This window comes from Limnohabitans sp., from assembly GCF_036804465.1.
Lineage (GTDB): Bacteria > Pseudomonadota > Gammaproteobacteria > Burkholderiales > Burkholderiaceae_C > Limnohabitans.
Map to the genome: position 1 here is coordinate 98,397 of NZ_DAIRSK010000002.1, position 14,505 is coordinate 112,901.

Consider the following 14,505-nt stretch of genomic DNA (forward strand, 5'->3'; position numbering starts at 1 on the left):
GCCCACCAGGACTTGAACCTGGGACCAAAGGATTATGCTTACTACTACAGCTTTCGCTGCCTGTTTCCAGTTTGTAGTCTGGACTGTCTCTTGTCTTTACGACCTACCCGTACAGTCTCTACACCTTCCTAATACGGCGACTAGGCTTGGCTCGGGATTACCACGCTGCAAGCAGCACAGGCTTCCCCGAATTTGAGTAGTTCTACATGCCAGCAGAGTGAACTTGCCCGCATGCAACCCAACGGCAAATGACCATGACATGTTTGTGTTTTAGGTCACCTGCGCTTTAAGTCCTCTGCTCTAACCAACTGAGCTATAGGCCCGAAAAACAAATTGTACTTTGCCTCCTGATTGTAATTGGGCGCAACAAGACGGCATTCAAGTATTGCTTGGTGAGGTCGAAACATTTGGGTAGGACGCTGATGTCAGCATCCAGTCATTTTGTGAATCACGCCCATGACCTTCGAAATCTTCAGCTCCTTGTCGAGCAACATCATTCGCTGGCCACGCCTTTGGGTCATGGCGGGAAGCCTTTGCTTGCTTGTCGCTTGTGGTGGCGGGGGTGGTGGCGGGGGTGAATCGTCGTCCACAGGCGCAGCACCCACCATTTCATTGGCACGATCTGGATCGGTGGATGCCATTTATTCTGGCAATGCGGCCCTCCTTTTGCCTAGCTTCAATTACGGCACAGGGGTGCTGAGCTGGAAGGATGCGCAGGGACAAACGCAAATCGTTGCGGCCACTTCAAATGTGCCCATTCAAGTCAACCCCACACAAACAACGGTCTACACCCTGACTGTGGGCTACCAAGATCCATCGACGGTTCGTCCACAGACATTAACCGTCAACACCACACAAACAGTCACGATCAAGGCCACAGAAAGCTTGGTGCCCACCTTTGATTTGGTCGCCAGCAGTAACTTGATCACCTTGGGCAACACGGTCACGCTCACGCCCACTTTTTCGTGGACAGCCGGCACCATCATCAGCAGCGTCATCAATTACGGCACGCAAAGTATTGCCGTGAACTCAGCCAAATCGGAAACACTCTCACCCACCACCAATACCACTTACACCCTGCGTCTTGAGTACCGCGACGAGCGCGTGATTCCCAATGTGGTGGCGGTGGTGGAGAAAGCTGTCATCGTCGATGTCACCACCAGCCCTGGCAACTTCACCACTGGCGGCGCTTTGGCGGCAGGACGCAGCGACCACACCATGGTGCAACTCCCCAGCAGCCCGCTCATATTGGTGGCTGGCGGCACAAGCAATGGAACCACCGTGCTCAAAACCTGCGAGCTGTACGACCCAATCACCAACACATGGCGTGCGACGGGCGAGATGAAAACAGCGCGTCGGGGCCACACAGCAACGGTGTTGAACAACGGAAAAATCTTGGTGACTGGTGGCAACGACGGCACCAATTCTTTGTCAACCGCTGAAACCTTCGACCCAAGCACCGGCGTGTGGACCAACACCATCGGCCCCATGGCTTTTACGCACCGCTACCACACAGCCACTTTGTTGAGCGATGGCAAGGTGTTGATTGCAGGAGGCACCGTCGGCCCGCTGGGTACAGCTGATGCAAAGTACACAGAGGTGTACAACCCGTCAACAGGCACATTTTTCGCAGGACCTTTGCTGCCAGAAGAGCGCCAAGGCCACACGGCCACGCTGCTGAGCAATGGGGATGTTTTGTTTGTCGGCAACAGCATTGGCAACGGCGCTTTGGCCAGAACCTTGACCTATGACGGAGCCACCTTCACCTGGGCGCATTTGGCCGCCTCGCCTTTGACCACGGGCAGTTTGGCCCAAGCGCGCTACAACCACTCGGCAGTGTTGTTGGCTTCGGGCAAGGTCTTGGTGACCGGCGGCTTTAGCTTGGACTCGCGCACAGCAGAAATCTACACCCCAAGCACCCGCACGTGGGCTACGGCCTACAGCATGAGCTCACCGCGGGCCTACCACACCAGCACCGCGCTTCGCAATGGTGATGTGGTGGTGATTGGTGGCTACAACGGAACCACCTCTTTGACCAGCATGGACTACTACGAGGCAGCATCCAACACCTGGTCTAGCAGCCCGCAAAGAACCCTGACAGTGGGGCGCGCCATGAACACCAGCCTGATGCTCAGCAATGGCAAGGTGCTTACTTTGGGAAGTTACTGCACGGTGCCATCGGGTGCGTGCACAACATTGACCAGCTCAGAAATTTGGGCTCCTTGATCAAGTTTGATGGCCCTGCGTCGATACCTCTTTACACAAGCTTCTTTCACGAATGGTGTTTTATGAAAAAAATTCTCACCCTTGCCGCTCTGGCTTCTTTGGCTCAAATCAGCTTGGCGCAACCTGTCAAGCCTACTTACGCCTATTTTGAAGGCGCAAATTTCAGCATGGGCGCTTCGCAAAATGCGACCAAAGCCGTTTCGGCAGCCAACACAACCAAAGCCAACACCAATGTGGGCTTGGCCAAAGTGAACTACACCTTTGCTTTGGCATACCCTGCCAAATTGGGGGTGAGCGCCACCTTTGATTTGAAAAACTCAAAAGTGGTGGCAGGTGAAGTGTTGGCAAAAAACTCTCCTACCGAAATCACGATAGAGCCAGGCGTTTTGTTGCTCAGCAACTCATTGCTCTACGCCAAGTTGGGCACCTACGCCAGCACCTACCAAAGCAGCGTAGGCACGCGTAAATTGAGTGGTAGCAGCTACGGCATTGGCATCAAGCACTATGTCTACGGCCAAAATTTCATCCAAGCCGAGTGGACACAGCGCGCCACTGACAGCGTGAATGCAGGCTTAGGTGGCGACAAGTTCAAGCAAAGCTCTGCTGCGGTGTTGGTGGGCTTTAACTTCTAAGCCCTTAGCGTTTGACGACCGCAAGGGATTTATCATCCCTTGCATGAAACTCTCTCCCAAAGCCCTCGGGCTTGGCGCGGCCTTGGTCACGGTGCTGATTTGGTCATCCTTCATTGTGGTGGCCCGCGCGTCGGCCTCACACAATTTGCTTCCCCTCGATATTGGTTTTCTGCGCATCGTTGGCGCGGGGTGCGTGTTGCTGCCTTGGGGCTGGTGGCTCATGCGGACGCAACGCCAACAGGGCAACACGAGTGATGCGCCTATTGGTTCTTTGATGGGCTTGTCCCCACTGCCCTTGCGCATCACCGCTTTGGCGGGGGTGTTTGGCAGCATGCTGTACGCCATATTCGCCTATTCTGGATTTTTCTTTGCGCCTGCCGCACACGCGTCGGTGCTGATGCCAGGCAGCTTGCCGTTGTGGACATCCCTGCTGGCTTTGGTGTTGTTGCATGACCCCATCACCCGAACACGCGCCATCGGCCTGGCCTGCATTGTGCTGGGTGACATCTTGGTGGGGGGTACTAGCCTGCTCAAAGCGTTCGATGGCGGTGAGGTTTGGAGAGGCGATGTGTTGTTCATGTGCGCCTCTTTTTGCTGGGCCTGCTACAGCGTGCTGGTGCGTCGCCACGCGCTGGATCCCGTGCGGGCCACCATTGCCATCACCGCGTTTTCTTGTGTGACTTTTGTACCTTTATATGCCTTGGCGGCTTATGCCAGCTGGGTGCCTACGCACCTTGGCACAGCGCCAGTCAGCGAAATGTTGTTCCAAGCCATTTACCAAGGTGTGGGCTCAGTGGTGATTTCGGGCATCACCTTCAACATCATGATTCGCCATTACGGCCCCGTTCGCTCCACCATGATCACCGCTTTGGTGCCGGGACTTTCCGCCTTTGGGGCCGTGGTGTTTTTGAATGAACCCATGAGCCTCAACCTGATGGCTGGGTTGGCACTGGTGACTTGCGGGATTTTGTTTGGCGTGCGACTACCCAAACCGTAAACCCATCACTTGTGACTGAGGGCGTTACTCACCAGTTTGGACGTGATGTCCACAATTTGAATCATGCGGTCATAAGCCATGCGCGTAGGGCCGATCACGCCCAGCGTGCCCACCACCAAGCCATCCACCGCATAAGGCGCGCTGACCACCGAGAGCTCTTCCATGGGCACAATTTTGCTTTCACCACCAATGTAGATACGCACGCCTTGTGCCTGCGCTGAGCTGTCGAGCAAACGCACCAACTGGGCTTTTTGCTCAAACAAATCAAAGGCGCGGCGCAGATTGCCCATGTCGCTAGAAAAATCGCTCACCGACAACAAATTGCGCTCGCCGCTGATCACCACGTCGTCTTGCACTTGCGTCAACGCCTCGGTGCTCACCTGCACAGCCGCTTGCATGAGTGTGGCGATTTCGCCACGCAAAGATTCCACCTCGGCGAGCAGCTTTTCCCGCACTTGCTCAATGGCCATGCCTGCAAAGTGGTGGTTCAAGTAATTGGAGGCCTCCACCAATTGCGCGGCGGTGTAGTCTGCCTCAGTGAACAGAACGCGGTTTTGCACATCCCCCTCGGGCGAGACGATGATGACCAACAAGCGACGGTCAGATAAACGCAAAAATTCAATGTGGCGAAACACCGAGCTGCGCTTGGGCGCAATCACCACCCCTACAAAATGAGACAAGTCCGACAGCAAAAGTGCCGCATTGGCAATCACCTTTTGCGGCTGATCCGGAGCCAAGGTGGCCATCTGAAACTGACTGCGATCAGCCGACAACATGGTGTCCACAAACAAGCGGTAGCCGAGGGCTGTGGGAATGCGCCCAGCCGAGGTATGGGGGCTGGCAATCAGGCCCAATTCTTCCAAGTCAGACATCACATTGCGGATGGTGGCGGGCGACAGCTCGATGCCCGTGGCACGCGACAACGTGCGCGAGCCGACGGGCTGCCCGTCGGCGATGTAGCGCTCTACCAGCGCTTTGAGCAATAACTTGGCGCGATCGTCTAGCATGGTCATCCTGTTGTCGAATTTTAGTGATGTAATTTGCCTATGAAATCCAAGTTTCGCCAGATTGCCTTGCTCGGTAAATACCACTTGAACGCGGGCTCAAGCATCAACCCATCATCTCGCCAAACCTTAGAGGGCATCGCTCAGTTGTTGCACACGCTGGGCTGCGATGTCATCCTAGAGCAAGACACGGCACAAGGGATAGGTTTAGGCGGCTATTCCGTGATGAGCACCGAAGAAATCGGCAAGTCGTGTGACTTGGCCATTGTGCTCGGTGGCGACGGCACCATGCTGGGCTATGCCCGCCAGCTAGCGCCGCATCAGGTACCGCTGATTGGCATCAACCAAGGTCGCTTGGGTTTTATTACCGACATCCCCCTGAGCGAGGTCAAGCACACGCTCACCGCCATGCTTGGCGGCGCTTACGAGGAAGACCACCGCGCTTTGATGCGTGCCAAGGTTTGGCGCGATGGCCATTGCGTGTTCAACGCCCTGGCCATGAACGATGTGGTGGTCAACCGTGGCGCGACCAGTGGCATGCTAGAAGTGCGCGTTGCCATTGATGGCCGCTTTGTAGCCAACCAACGTGCGGACGGCTTGATCATCGCCACGCCCACAGGCTGTACCGCCTATTCGCTGTCCGTGGGCGGGCCTTTGCTGCACCCGTCGCTGCCTGCTTGGGTGATGACACCGATTGCGCCTCACACCTTGTCCAACCGTCCCATCGTGCTGGCTGACACCGGCGAGGTGACGATTGACCTCGTGGCAGGTCGTGACGCCAGTGCCAACTTTGACATGCAGTCGCTGGCCTCACTGTTGATAGGTGACCGCATCACCGTCAAGCGCTCAAACTACCATGCCACCTTTTTGCACCCACGCGGCTGGAGTTATTACGACACCTTGCGTCAAAAACTGCATTGGAACGAGGGCGGGGCATGAGTTTGCGGCATATCGTGTTGCGCGATTTTGTCATCGTGCGCGAGCTCGATCTCAATTTGTCGAGCGGCTTTTCCGTGCTCACAGGTGAGACAGGGGCTGGTAAATCCATTTTGATTGATGCCTTGCAATTGGTGCTGGGCGCTCGGGCTGACAGCAGCGTGGTGCGCGAAGGCGCAGCGCGTGCCGAAATTTGTGCCGAGTTCGATACCAACCCTGACATATTGGCATGGCTGAGCGACGAAGGTTTTGCCGACCTTGCCACAGACGAACAGTTGCTGCTCAAACGAACCATGGACGCACAAGGCAAAAGCCGCGCTTGGATCAATGGCAGCCCTGCCACTGCCACTCAATTGCGCACCTTGGGCGACATGGTGCTGGATATCCACGGGCAACATGCATGGCAAAGCCTGACTCGGCCTGAGGCTGTGCGCGGCTTGCTAGACGCCTATGCAGGCTTGACGCTGCATGCACTGACCCAAACTTGGACGCAATGGCGTCAGGCCACTCAAGCGCTGCACGAAGCACGCACCTCACAAGCGACGCTACAAGAAGAGCGTGAACGCTTGCTGTGGCAAATCGCCGAAGTCGACAAACTCGGCCCAGCAAAAGACGAATGGGACGAGCTCAATAGCCAACACACCCGCCTCTCCAACGCGCAAACTTTGATGGACGCTGCGCAAGCGGCTATCCACGCGTTAGAAGACGATGACAACGGCGCGTTGCGCCTGTTGGCAAAAGCACAAAACGCGCTACAGGACCAAACCGATGTCGAGCCCGATTTCGCCGATTGGGTGGATGTGCTGGCCTCTAGCCTTGCTCAAGCAGGCGACGTGGCGCACTCGTTGAATGCTTATTTGGGCCACGCAGAACTCGACCCTGCTCGCTTACAAACCCTAGACGAGCGCATGTCGCTGTGGATGTCCTTGGCACGTCGCTTCAAGCGCACGCCTCAAGAGCTGCCTGCGCTGTACCTTGAGTGGAAAGACCGCCTGACCCAGCTCGATGCAGCCACCGACCTTGAAGCGTTGATCGCCACTGAAACCAAAGCTGCAGCGGCCTACCAGACCGAGGCCCGCAAAGTCTCTCAGGCTCGCACCCAAGCCGCGCCCAAGTTGGCCAAAGCCATCACCCAAGCCATGCAAGGCTTGGGCATGCAAGGCGGCCGCTTTGAGGTGCAACTCGACAAAACCGAGCAGGCATCAGCCAGCGGCCTAGAGAACACGACCTTCTTGGTGGCAGGCCACCCCGGCAGCACACCGCGACCGGTGGGCAAGGTGGCGTCTGGAGGCGAACTGTCGCGCATTGCCTTGGCCATTGCCGTGACCACCAGCGCGTTGGGGACGGCACAAACCCTCATCTTTGACGAGGTCGACTCAGGCGTGGGCGGCTCCGTCGCCGAAACCGTGGGCCGCTTGATGAAGCAACTGGGCCAGGACCGTCAAGTGTTGGCCGTGACCCACTTGCCGCAAGTCGCCGCCTGTGCAGACCACCACTTGTTAGTGATCAAACACAGCGACACGCAAGGCACCTCGAGTCAAGTCAATACGCTGAACGCCGAGGCACGGACCAATGAAATTGCACGCATGTTAGGCGGCGAAAAAGTGTCGCCCACGACACTCGCCCACGCGCGTGAAATGCTTCAAACCTTTGCAAAGACTGGCAAATCATGAAACAAGAACTGGTGCTGATCACTGGCATGTCGGGCTCAGGAAAGTCGGTGGCCTTGCACGCTTTAGAAGATGCAGGCTACTACTGCGTAGACAACTTGCCGCCCGAGTTGTTGCTGCCTTTTGTGCAGCTTGAGCTTCAGCAAAGCATCAGCCAAGTGGCCATCGCCATGGACGTGCGCAGTGCCAACTCGCTGCCGTTGGTGCCAGCGCAACTGGCGTATCTGCGCACCATGGATGTGGATGTGCGCATGCTTTTCCTAGACGCCACCACCGAGATCTTGGTGCACCGATTCTCAGAAACACGGCGCCGCCATCCGCTGTCTCGCCAAGACCCACAAGCCTTGGTGCAAGACCAACAACGTGACTTGGTCCAAGCCATTGAGCTTGAGCGAGAACTGCTGTCAGAGCTGCGCGAAGAGTCGCACATCATCGACACCAGCTTGTTGCGCAACAGCAAGTTGCAGAGCTACATCAAATCACTCATTTCGGCGCCTGCCTCGCAGCTGACCTTGATGTTTGAATCGTTTGCTTTCAAGCGCGGCATTCCGGTGCACGCCGACTATGTGTTTGACGTGCGTATGTTGCCCAACCCCCACTACGAACCTGCATTAAAGCCACTCACAGGCCGTGACGCGCCTGTGGCCAACTGGTTGGCCGAACACGATGCAGTGGCGAAGATGGCCAGCCAAATCACCGGGTTCATGAACACTTGGCTGCCCGACCTCAACCAAGACCACCGCAGCTATGTGACGGTCGCCATTGGTTGCACGGGCGGTCAACACCGTTCGGTGTATTTGGTGGAGTTGCTCTCCAAGCAATTCGCCACAGAGTGGGTCACGCTCAAGCGCCATCGCGAGCTAGATATCGCAACTTAAGGCGGCGGTGAAAACCTGTCTCAGCGGCGGGCGGGGTGTGCTTCACGCTAACCCGCTGAAATGTTCATCGTTCGAGCAACTTGCGGATGGGTGCTGGCAAGCCCAAGCTGGGCCAGTCGGTCTTTGTTGACCAACGTCCTTCGCCCATCAAAGTGCCGAGTTGCTCTGGGCTAGGCAAATTCAGCGCGACCGGATGGAGGTGTAAATCCTTGTGCGTGAGCACATGCTTGATGACGCCGCCCTCTTGCAATTGCGCATGGTGAGTGGTGGGTAAAGCCGCCAGCAGAGCGTCAAAGCTTTGAAACACTGGCAGGCAGTACAAACCGCCCCAGACCCCAATTGGCGGACGCTGCATCAGCCACACATCGCCTGCGCGTGTGACGGCTTGTAACAACCACAGTTGCTCAGACGTGCGTTTGAGTTTGCGTGTTTTCACAGGGTAGGTTTCGGGTTGGCCCTCAAGTTTTGCCACACATGTCTGGGCTAAGGGGCATACAACGCACTGCGGTTTTTTGGGTGTGCACACGGTGGCACCCAAATCCATCAGGCCTTGGGTGTAGGGCGGCATGGACTGTTTGACATCGTGCTGGGGCAGCAAGGTTTGAGCCATGGCCCACACTTTTTTTTCCACCTGAGCAAAAGCCAAGTCTTCTTTGAAACCCAAATAGCGCGTCAGCACCCGTTTGACGTTGCCATCCAAGATCGCAATGGGTTCGCCAAAGCACAATGAGGCCACTGCCGCTGCGGTGGATCGGCCAATGCCTGGCAGTGTTTGCAAGGCGTCAGCGCTGCGCGGAAACACGCCGCCGTGCAAAGACACCACGTCTTGCGCAGCGCGATGCATGTTGCGAGCTCGGCTGTAGTAACCCAAGCCACTCCACAAGCCCATCACCTCGTCTTGATGCGCGCTGGCCAAATCAGCAACCGTTGGAAAGCGGGCCATGAAACGCGCAAAGTAGGCGCGCACCGTAGTCACCTGGGTTTGTTGCAACATGATTTCAGACAACCAAACAACATAGGGGTCTTGGGTGTTTTGCCACGGCAGGTCGTGGCGGCCATGCTTTTTTTGCCAAGCCACGACGGTGTCGCCAAAGCTCTGATGTGCTGTCATGGTTTTTGGCAAGCCGGGCAAAAATAGGTGGAGCGCTGCCCCTGCTGAATGCGACGAATCACCGAGCCGCAGTCGCGGCAGGGCTGGCCCGCGCGGTCATACACATGGGCTTCGAGTTGAAAGTAGCCGGTTTTGCCGTCAGCAGCAGAGAAATCGCGCAAGGTGCTGCCGCCTTTTTTCACGGCGCGGGCCAAAACATCTATCACGGCTAGGCGCAGCTTCTCGGCGCGAGGGCGACTGATGCGTGCGGACCGCGTGGTGGGGCGAATGCCCGCCAGAAACAAGGCTTCAGACGCATAAATATTGCCCACACCCACCACCAGCTCGCCGCCCAACAGCACTTGCTTGATGGACGTTTGACGCTTGCGCAACCCCGCGTGAAAGGCCTCAAGCGCAAAAAAACCGTTCAAAGGCTCGACCCCCAAGTGACCCAACAACTTCACCGCCTGCGAACTGTGCTCGCTGGACGCAAACACCACAGCACCAAAGCGACGCGGGTCGTTGAGGCGCAGCAAGCCGTGACTGGTATCTAAATCGAAATGGTCATGGGTTTTTGGGGGACTGCGATCATCCCCGAACGACAGGCTACCCGACATACCCAAATGCCACAGCAGCAAACCGTGTTCCAAATCAACCAGCAAATACTTACCGCGTCGCCGCACGTCCCGCACCTGTTGGCCAATCAAGGACGAGGGCTCGCAACCCAAGGGCCAGCGCAGCGGCTTGCCAACACGCACCCCCTTCACACGGGCACCAACAATGCGGTCGACAAAGCTCAAACGGGTAACTTCAACTTCGGGTAATTCGGGCATGGAGAGCAAACAAAATTAGTCAACGATTATGATGCGGTTATGAAATTTCCCTTGTCCGCCGCACGCCTCTGGGCCTTGTGCATTGCGCTTAGCGCGGCTGCGTCTTGCGCGGTGTCTTTCTCAGCCAACGCCCAAGCCCGCGAAACCGACAAGGTAGAAAACTCAGCCATGTCAGGCGAGTTGCTTTATCAAATTTTGCTCGGCGAGATGAACCTTCGCCATGGCGAGCCTGCTGCAGGCTTTTCGCTCTTACTCGATGCAGCCAGAAAATCCAACGATGTTGGACTTTATGAGCGCGCCGTTGAAATCGCCCTCCAAGCTCGCTCGGGCGATGGCGCTTTGATGGCGGCGCGTGCTTGGTCACAAGCCTGGCCAAAAGACCGCAAGGCCAACAACCAAGTGTTGCAAATTTTGTTGGCCGTCAACCAAGTCGCCGAAAGCTTGGAGCCGCTTAAAAAAGACATCTCACTTGCGCCTGAATCCCAGCGCGACAGCGCCATCAACCTCATCCCCCGTCATTACGCCCGCGTCACCGACAAACAACGCGCCACCGCTGTGGTGCAGCAAGCGCTAGAGCCTTACCTCGCCAAAAACAACGCCACCAGCGCCGTGGCTTGGACCAGTTTGGGTCGCATGCGATTGGCCAGCGCCGACATAGCCGGTGCCATTGAAGCCGTCAAAAAAGGCCAAGCCGCCGATATCAAAGCCCAAGGCCCTTTGTTGCTCGCCTTGGAGTTGATGGGTAAAAAAATCCCGCAAACCGAACCCCTGGTGGAACAAGGCCTGCGCAAACAAAACAGCCCTGAAATGGCCATGAGCTATGTGCGCATTTTGATTGAGCTAGAGCGCTACAAGGACGCCACCGAACAACTGCAAGCCATCACGCGCAAAGACCCCAAGCTGGCCGACGCTTGGTTGGTGCTGGGCTCTTTGCAATTTGAGCAGGGTCAAGGCCAAGAAGCCGAAGCCTCTCTGGCTCGCTATGTCAATCTCGTCACCCAAGCTCCTACCGACACCAGCACACGCGGACTCAATCAAGCACAAACGCGCCGCGCTGCCTTGTTGGCACGCGAAGGCAAGATGGGACAGGCGCGTGAGTTGATTCAACAAATTCCAGCCAACAGCGCCGACGAGCAGCGCAGCCGTTTACTGGCCGAAGTGCAACTGTTGCGCGAGCACCGCCAATGGCAAGCTGCATTTGATTTGCTGGCCGCCAGCAACGCGGGCGACCTAGATTTACTTTACGAGCAAGCCATGCTCGCCGAAAAGCTCAACCAACTCGAGGTGATGGAAAAGCTGCTGCGTCAAATCATCGCTCAAAACCCCAGCTACTACAACGCCTACAACGCCTTGGGTTTTTCGCTGGCAGACCGCAACATGCGTTTGCCTGAAGCCAAACAACTCATCATCAAAGCCCTGACCTTTGCGCCAAATGACCCCTTCATCACCGACAGCTTGGGCTGGGTGGAGTTCCGTTTGGGCAACCTGAGCGCAGCGCTGAACTACCTGCAAAAAGCCTACAAGGACCGAGCAGATGCTGAGATTGCAGCCCACTTGGGTGAGGTGCTGTGGATGATGCAGCGCCAAGACGAAGCCATCCAAGTTTGGCGTGAAGGACTCCACCTAGCGCCCGCCAACGAGACCTTGCAGGAAACTCTGCAACGCCTCAAACCTGCACTCTAAAACATGCGCGCTGGTTGGCTTGCACTGCAGATGGGCGCCATGTTGATCGGCGCCTCCTTGGCTGGGTGTGCCACGCCCAGCCACATCACCCAGCCCTTGCGCAGCGCGCATGACAATCATGCGCAATGGCAGGGTCGCATCAGCGTGCAAGTGCAAGGACATACCCCTTCTTTGATGAGCGCTAGCTTTTCTTTGCGAGGCGACGCCCAAAACGGTGAGCTTGATTTGCATTCGCCACTGGGCACCACCCTGGGGGCGCTGCAATGGACGCCGCAGCGGGTACAACTCAGCGACGGCAGCAAGCACCAATTCTTCACATCGCTGGCCGATTTGACCGAGCAAGCCACAGGCGCAGCCCTGCCCGTGGAAGCGATTTTTGGTTGGCTGCAAGGTCGCGATGTCCAAGCCACGGGCTGGTTAGCCGACTTATCTGCTAGCGCACAAGGATCGATCACCGCACGCCGCATCAGCCCCCTTCCCGAAGTGACGCTGCGCATCAAACTCGACTTGTAAACCATGCGCTCGCTACACCACGTCTTCGCACCAGCCAAGCTCAACCTTTTTTTGCACATCACGGGTAGGCGTGACGATGGCTACCATTTGTTGCAATCGGTCTTCATGCTGATCGATTGGTGTGACACCTTGCACTTTGATGTACGCGAGGACGGCAAGATTCAACGCCAAGACCTGACTGTCTCACTTCCTGCAGATGATTTGGTCATGCGTGCCGCGCAGTCGCTTCAACGCGCAAGCGGCACCCACCTCGGCGCGCACATCGCGATTGAAAAACACATTCCTGCGCAAGCCGGCATGGGCGGCGGATCGTCCGATGCAGCCAGCACCTTGCTGGCCCTCAACCGCTTGTGGGGTTTGCATTGGCCGCTGTCTAGACTGTTGCCCTTGGGCTTGGAGTTGGGTGCCGATGTGCCTTTTTTTCTGAGTGGCCAAAATGCTTGGGTGCAAGGCATTGGCGAACAAATCACACCCATAGAACTTCCCGCTGCTCAATTTGCAGTGGTCAAACCCAATGCGGGATTGGAGACGGCCAAAATTTTTCGCGCGCCGCAACTAGAACGCGCAACAGAAACTGCTACAATGCCGCTCTTTGCTGCAAATCATTACGGTTTTGGCCGCAACGATTTGCAACCAGTCGCTCAAGCGTTGTGCCCAGAAATTGACCAAGTCCTCCAATGGCTAGGCTCTTATGGATTAAGCCCACGCATGACCGGTTCTGGCAGTGCAGTGTTTGCCAAGTTACCAGATGGTGTGCTGATTGGTTCAGCCCCACACAACTGGCAAATGCGGATATGCAGCAACATGGCAGCGCATCCTCAAGCGGGATGGGCAGCTAGCGAAAGTTAAGGGTTGATCGCTGCAAAGCGACTGACCTGTGTAGGGGATTCGCCAAGTTGGTTAAGGCACTGGATTTTGATTCCAGCATTCCGAGGTTCGAGTCCTCGATCCCCTGCCAAATGTTCAAAAGCACATCTGTGCACGGTTTGCAAGTGACGACTTACTGCGTCATTGGTCTTGAAGCGAAAGTCATACGTCATCATGTCGACCCACATCCCCGACTTCATGGTCTTTACTGGCAATGCCAACCCTACTTTGGCTGCCGAAATTGCAACCCACCTCGGCATCGAAGTCGGTGCTGCCAACGTCGGCCGCTTTTCTGACGGCGAAGTCACGGTGGAAATCAACCAAAACGTGCGCGCCCGAGACGTGTTTGTGGTGCAAAGCACTTGCGCCCCCACCAACGAAAGCTTGATGGAATTGCTGATCATGGTGGATGCTTTGAAGCGCGCCTCAGCAGAGCGCATCAGTGCAGTCATTCCCTACTTCGGCTACGCCCGTCAAGACCGTCGCCCGCGGTCAAGCCGTGTGCCTATCTCGGCCAAGTTGGTGGCCGACTTGCTACAAACCGCCGGCGTAGCTCGGGTGTTGACCATGGATTTGCACGCGGACCAAATTCAAGGATTCTTCGACATCCCTGTCGACAATATTTACGCATCGCCTGTGCTTTTAGGTGACTTGCGAACCAAGAATTACGAAGACCTGATTGTGGTGTCCCCCGATGTCGGTGGCGTGGTGCGCGCCCGCGCATTGGCCAAGCAACTCGGTTGCGATTTGGCCATCATCGACAAGCGCCGCCCCAAGGCCAATGTGTCAGAAGTGATGAACGTCATTGGCGATATCGAAGGCCGCAACTGCGTCATCATGGACGACATGATTGACACGGCTGGCACCTTGGTCAAAGCGGCTGAAGTTCTCAAAACACGTGGTGCCAAAAAAGTATATGCCTACTGCACACACCCTATTTTCTCTGGCCCTGCGATTGAGCGCATTGCCAAAGGCGATGCGCTCGACGAAGTGGTGGTGACCAACACCATTCCTTTGAGTGAAGCGGGTCGCGCCTGCAAAAAAATCCGCCAACTCACTGTGGCCCCGCTGATCGCCGAGACGATCCAGCGCATTGCCAAAGGTGAGTCGGTCATGAGTTTGTTCTCCGACCAAGACCAGCTGTTTTAAACAGCTGACGCAAGTCGTCGAGCATCA

Annotated in this window: 13 protein-coding genes and 1 tRNA gene; 11 read left to right on the plus strand and 3 right to left on the minus strand. The window is 56.5% G+C overall.

The genetic code is table 11. From position 1 onward, the window contains the following. Window positions 1–456: 456 nt before the first annotated feature. The 3 genes from V7Q41_RS01560 (at window position 457) to V7Q41_RS01570 (ending at window position 3,855) form a co-directional block, all read left to right on the plus strand. Window positions 457–2,226 (plus strand): Kelch repeat-containing protein, encoded by a 1,770-nt coding sequence (locus V7Q41_RS01560; RefSeq protein WP_333841906.1) that lies wholly within the window; start codon window positions 457–459, stop codon window positions 2,224–2,226. A 62-nt stretch (window positions 2,227–2,288) separates the two neighbouring features. Further along, window positions 2,289–2,858 carry a hypothetical protein gene (locus V7Q41_RS01565; protein ID WP_333841909.1) on the plus strand — a complete coding sequence of 190 codons (570 nt, stop codon included), beginning with the start codon at window positions 2,289–2,291 and terminating at the stop codon, window positions 2,856–2,858. 43 nt (window positions 2,859–2,901) lie between these two features. Further along, a complete protein-coding gene (locus V7Q41_RS01570) occupies window positions 2,902–3,855 on the plus strand; it encodes a DMT family transporter (protein WP_333841912.1) in 954 nt (317 codons plus the stop codon). A gap of 5 nt (window positions 3,856–3,860) precedes the next feature. On the opposite strand, the gene hrcA is transcribed toward V7Q41_RS01570, so the two are convergent. Further along, window positions 3,861–4,862, minus strand: coding sequence for a heat-inducible transcriptional repressor HrcA (gene hrcA, locus V7Q41_RS01575; protein WP_333841915.1), 1,002 nt, complete (start codon window positions 4,860–4,862; stop codon window positions 3,861–3,863). Between the two features lie 39 nt (window positions 4,863–4,901). On the opposite strand from hrcA, the gene V7Q41_RS01580 reads away from it, so the two are divergent. From V7Q41_RS01580 to rapZ, 3 genes are read left to right on the plus strand one after another with little or no spacing between them, the layout of a single operon-like run. Further along, window positions 4,902–5,798 (plus strand): NAD kinase, encoded by an 897-nt coding sequence (locus V7Q41_RS01580; RefSeq protein WP_333841918.1) that lies wholly within the window; start codon window positions 4,902–4,904, stop codon window positions 5,796–5,798. Continuing rightward, window positions 5,795–7,468, plus strand: a complete 1,674-nt coding sequence (gene recN, locus V7Q41_RS01585) for a DNA repair protein RecN (protein ID WP_333841921.1) — start codon at window positions 5,795–5,797, stop codon at window positions 7,466–7,468. Before V7Q41_RS01580 ends, recN begins: the two co-directional genes overlap by 4 nt. Then, a complete protein-coding gene (gene rapZ / locus V7Q41_RS01590) occupies window positions 7,465–8,343 on the plus strand; it encodes an RNase adapter RapZ (protein ID WP_333841924.1) in 879 nt (292 codons plus the stop codon). Before recN ends, rapZ begins: the two co-directional genes overlap by 4 nt. 64 nt (window positions 8,344–8,407) lie before the next feature. Here rapZ and mutY read toward each other — a convergent pair whose 3' ends face one another. Together mutY and mutM are read right to left on the minus strand one after the other, a co-directional pair. Beyond that, window positions 8,408–9,454 (minus strand): A/G-specific adenine glycosylase, encoded by a 1,047-nt coding sequence (gene mutY, locus V7Q41_RS01595; RefSeq protein WP_333841927.1) that lies wholly within the window; start codon window positions 9,452–9,454, stop codon window positions 8,408–8,410. Beyond that, the gene (gene mutM / locus V7Q41_RS01600) at window positions 9,451–10,266 is read right to left on the minus strand and encodes a bifunctional DNA-formamidopyrimidine glycosylase/DNA-(apurinic or apyrimidinic site) lyase (RefSeq protein WP_333841931.1); all 816 of its coding nucleotides are present in this window, start codon (window positions 10,264–10,266) and stop codon (window positions 9,451–9,453) included. The genes mutY and mutM overlap by 4 nt, the downstream gene beginning before the upstream one ends. A 39-nt stretch (window positions 10,267–10,305) precedes the next feature. On the opposite strand from mutM, the gene V7Q41_RS01605 reads away from it, so the two are divergent. From V7Q41_RS01605 to V7Q41_RS01625, 5 genes are all read left to right on the plus strand, one after another. Next, window positions 10,306–11,949 (plus strand): tetratricopeptide repeat protein, encoded by a 1,644-nt coding sequence (locus tag V7Q41_RS01605; protein WP_333841933.1) that lies wholly within the window; start codon window positions 10,306–10,308, stop codon window positions 11,947–11,949. A gap of 3 nt (window positions 11,950–11,952) precedes the next feature. Further along, window positions 11,953–12,462, plus strand: coding sequence for a lipoprotein insertase outer membrane protein LolB (locus tag V7Q41_RS01610; protein ID WP_333841936.1), 510 nt, complete (start codon window positions 11,953–11,955; stop codon window positions 12,460–12,462). 3 nt (window positions 12,463–12,465) lie between these two features. Next, a complete protein-coding gene (gene ispE / locus V7Q41_RS01615) occupies window positions 12,466–13,311 on the plus strand; it encodes a 4-(cytidine 5'-diphospho)-2-C-methyl-D-erythritol kinase (protein ID WP_333841939.1) in 846 nt (281 codons plus the stop codon). 32 nt (window positions 13,312–13,343) lie between these two features. Further along, window positions 13,344–13,420: transfer RNA gene (locus tag V7Q41_RS01620), tRNA-Gln, on the plus strand. Between the two features lie 83 nt (window positions 13,421–13,503). Then, on the plus strand, window positions 13,504–14,478 hold the full coding sequence (locus V7Q41_RS01625) for a ribose-phosphate pyrophosphokinase (RefSeq protein WP_333841942.1): 975 nt from the start codon (window positions 13,504–13,506) through the stop codon (window positions 14,476–14,478). The last annotated feature ends 27 nt before the right edge of the window (window positions 14,479–14,505 follow it).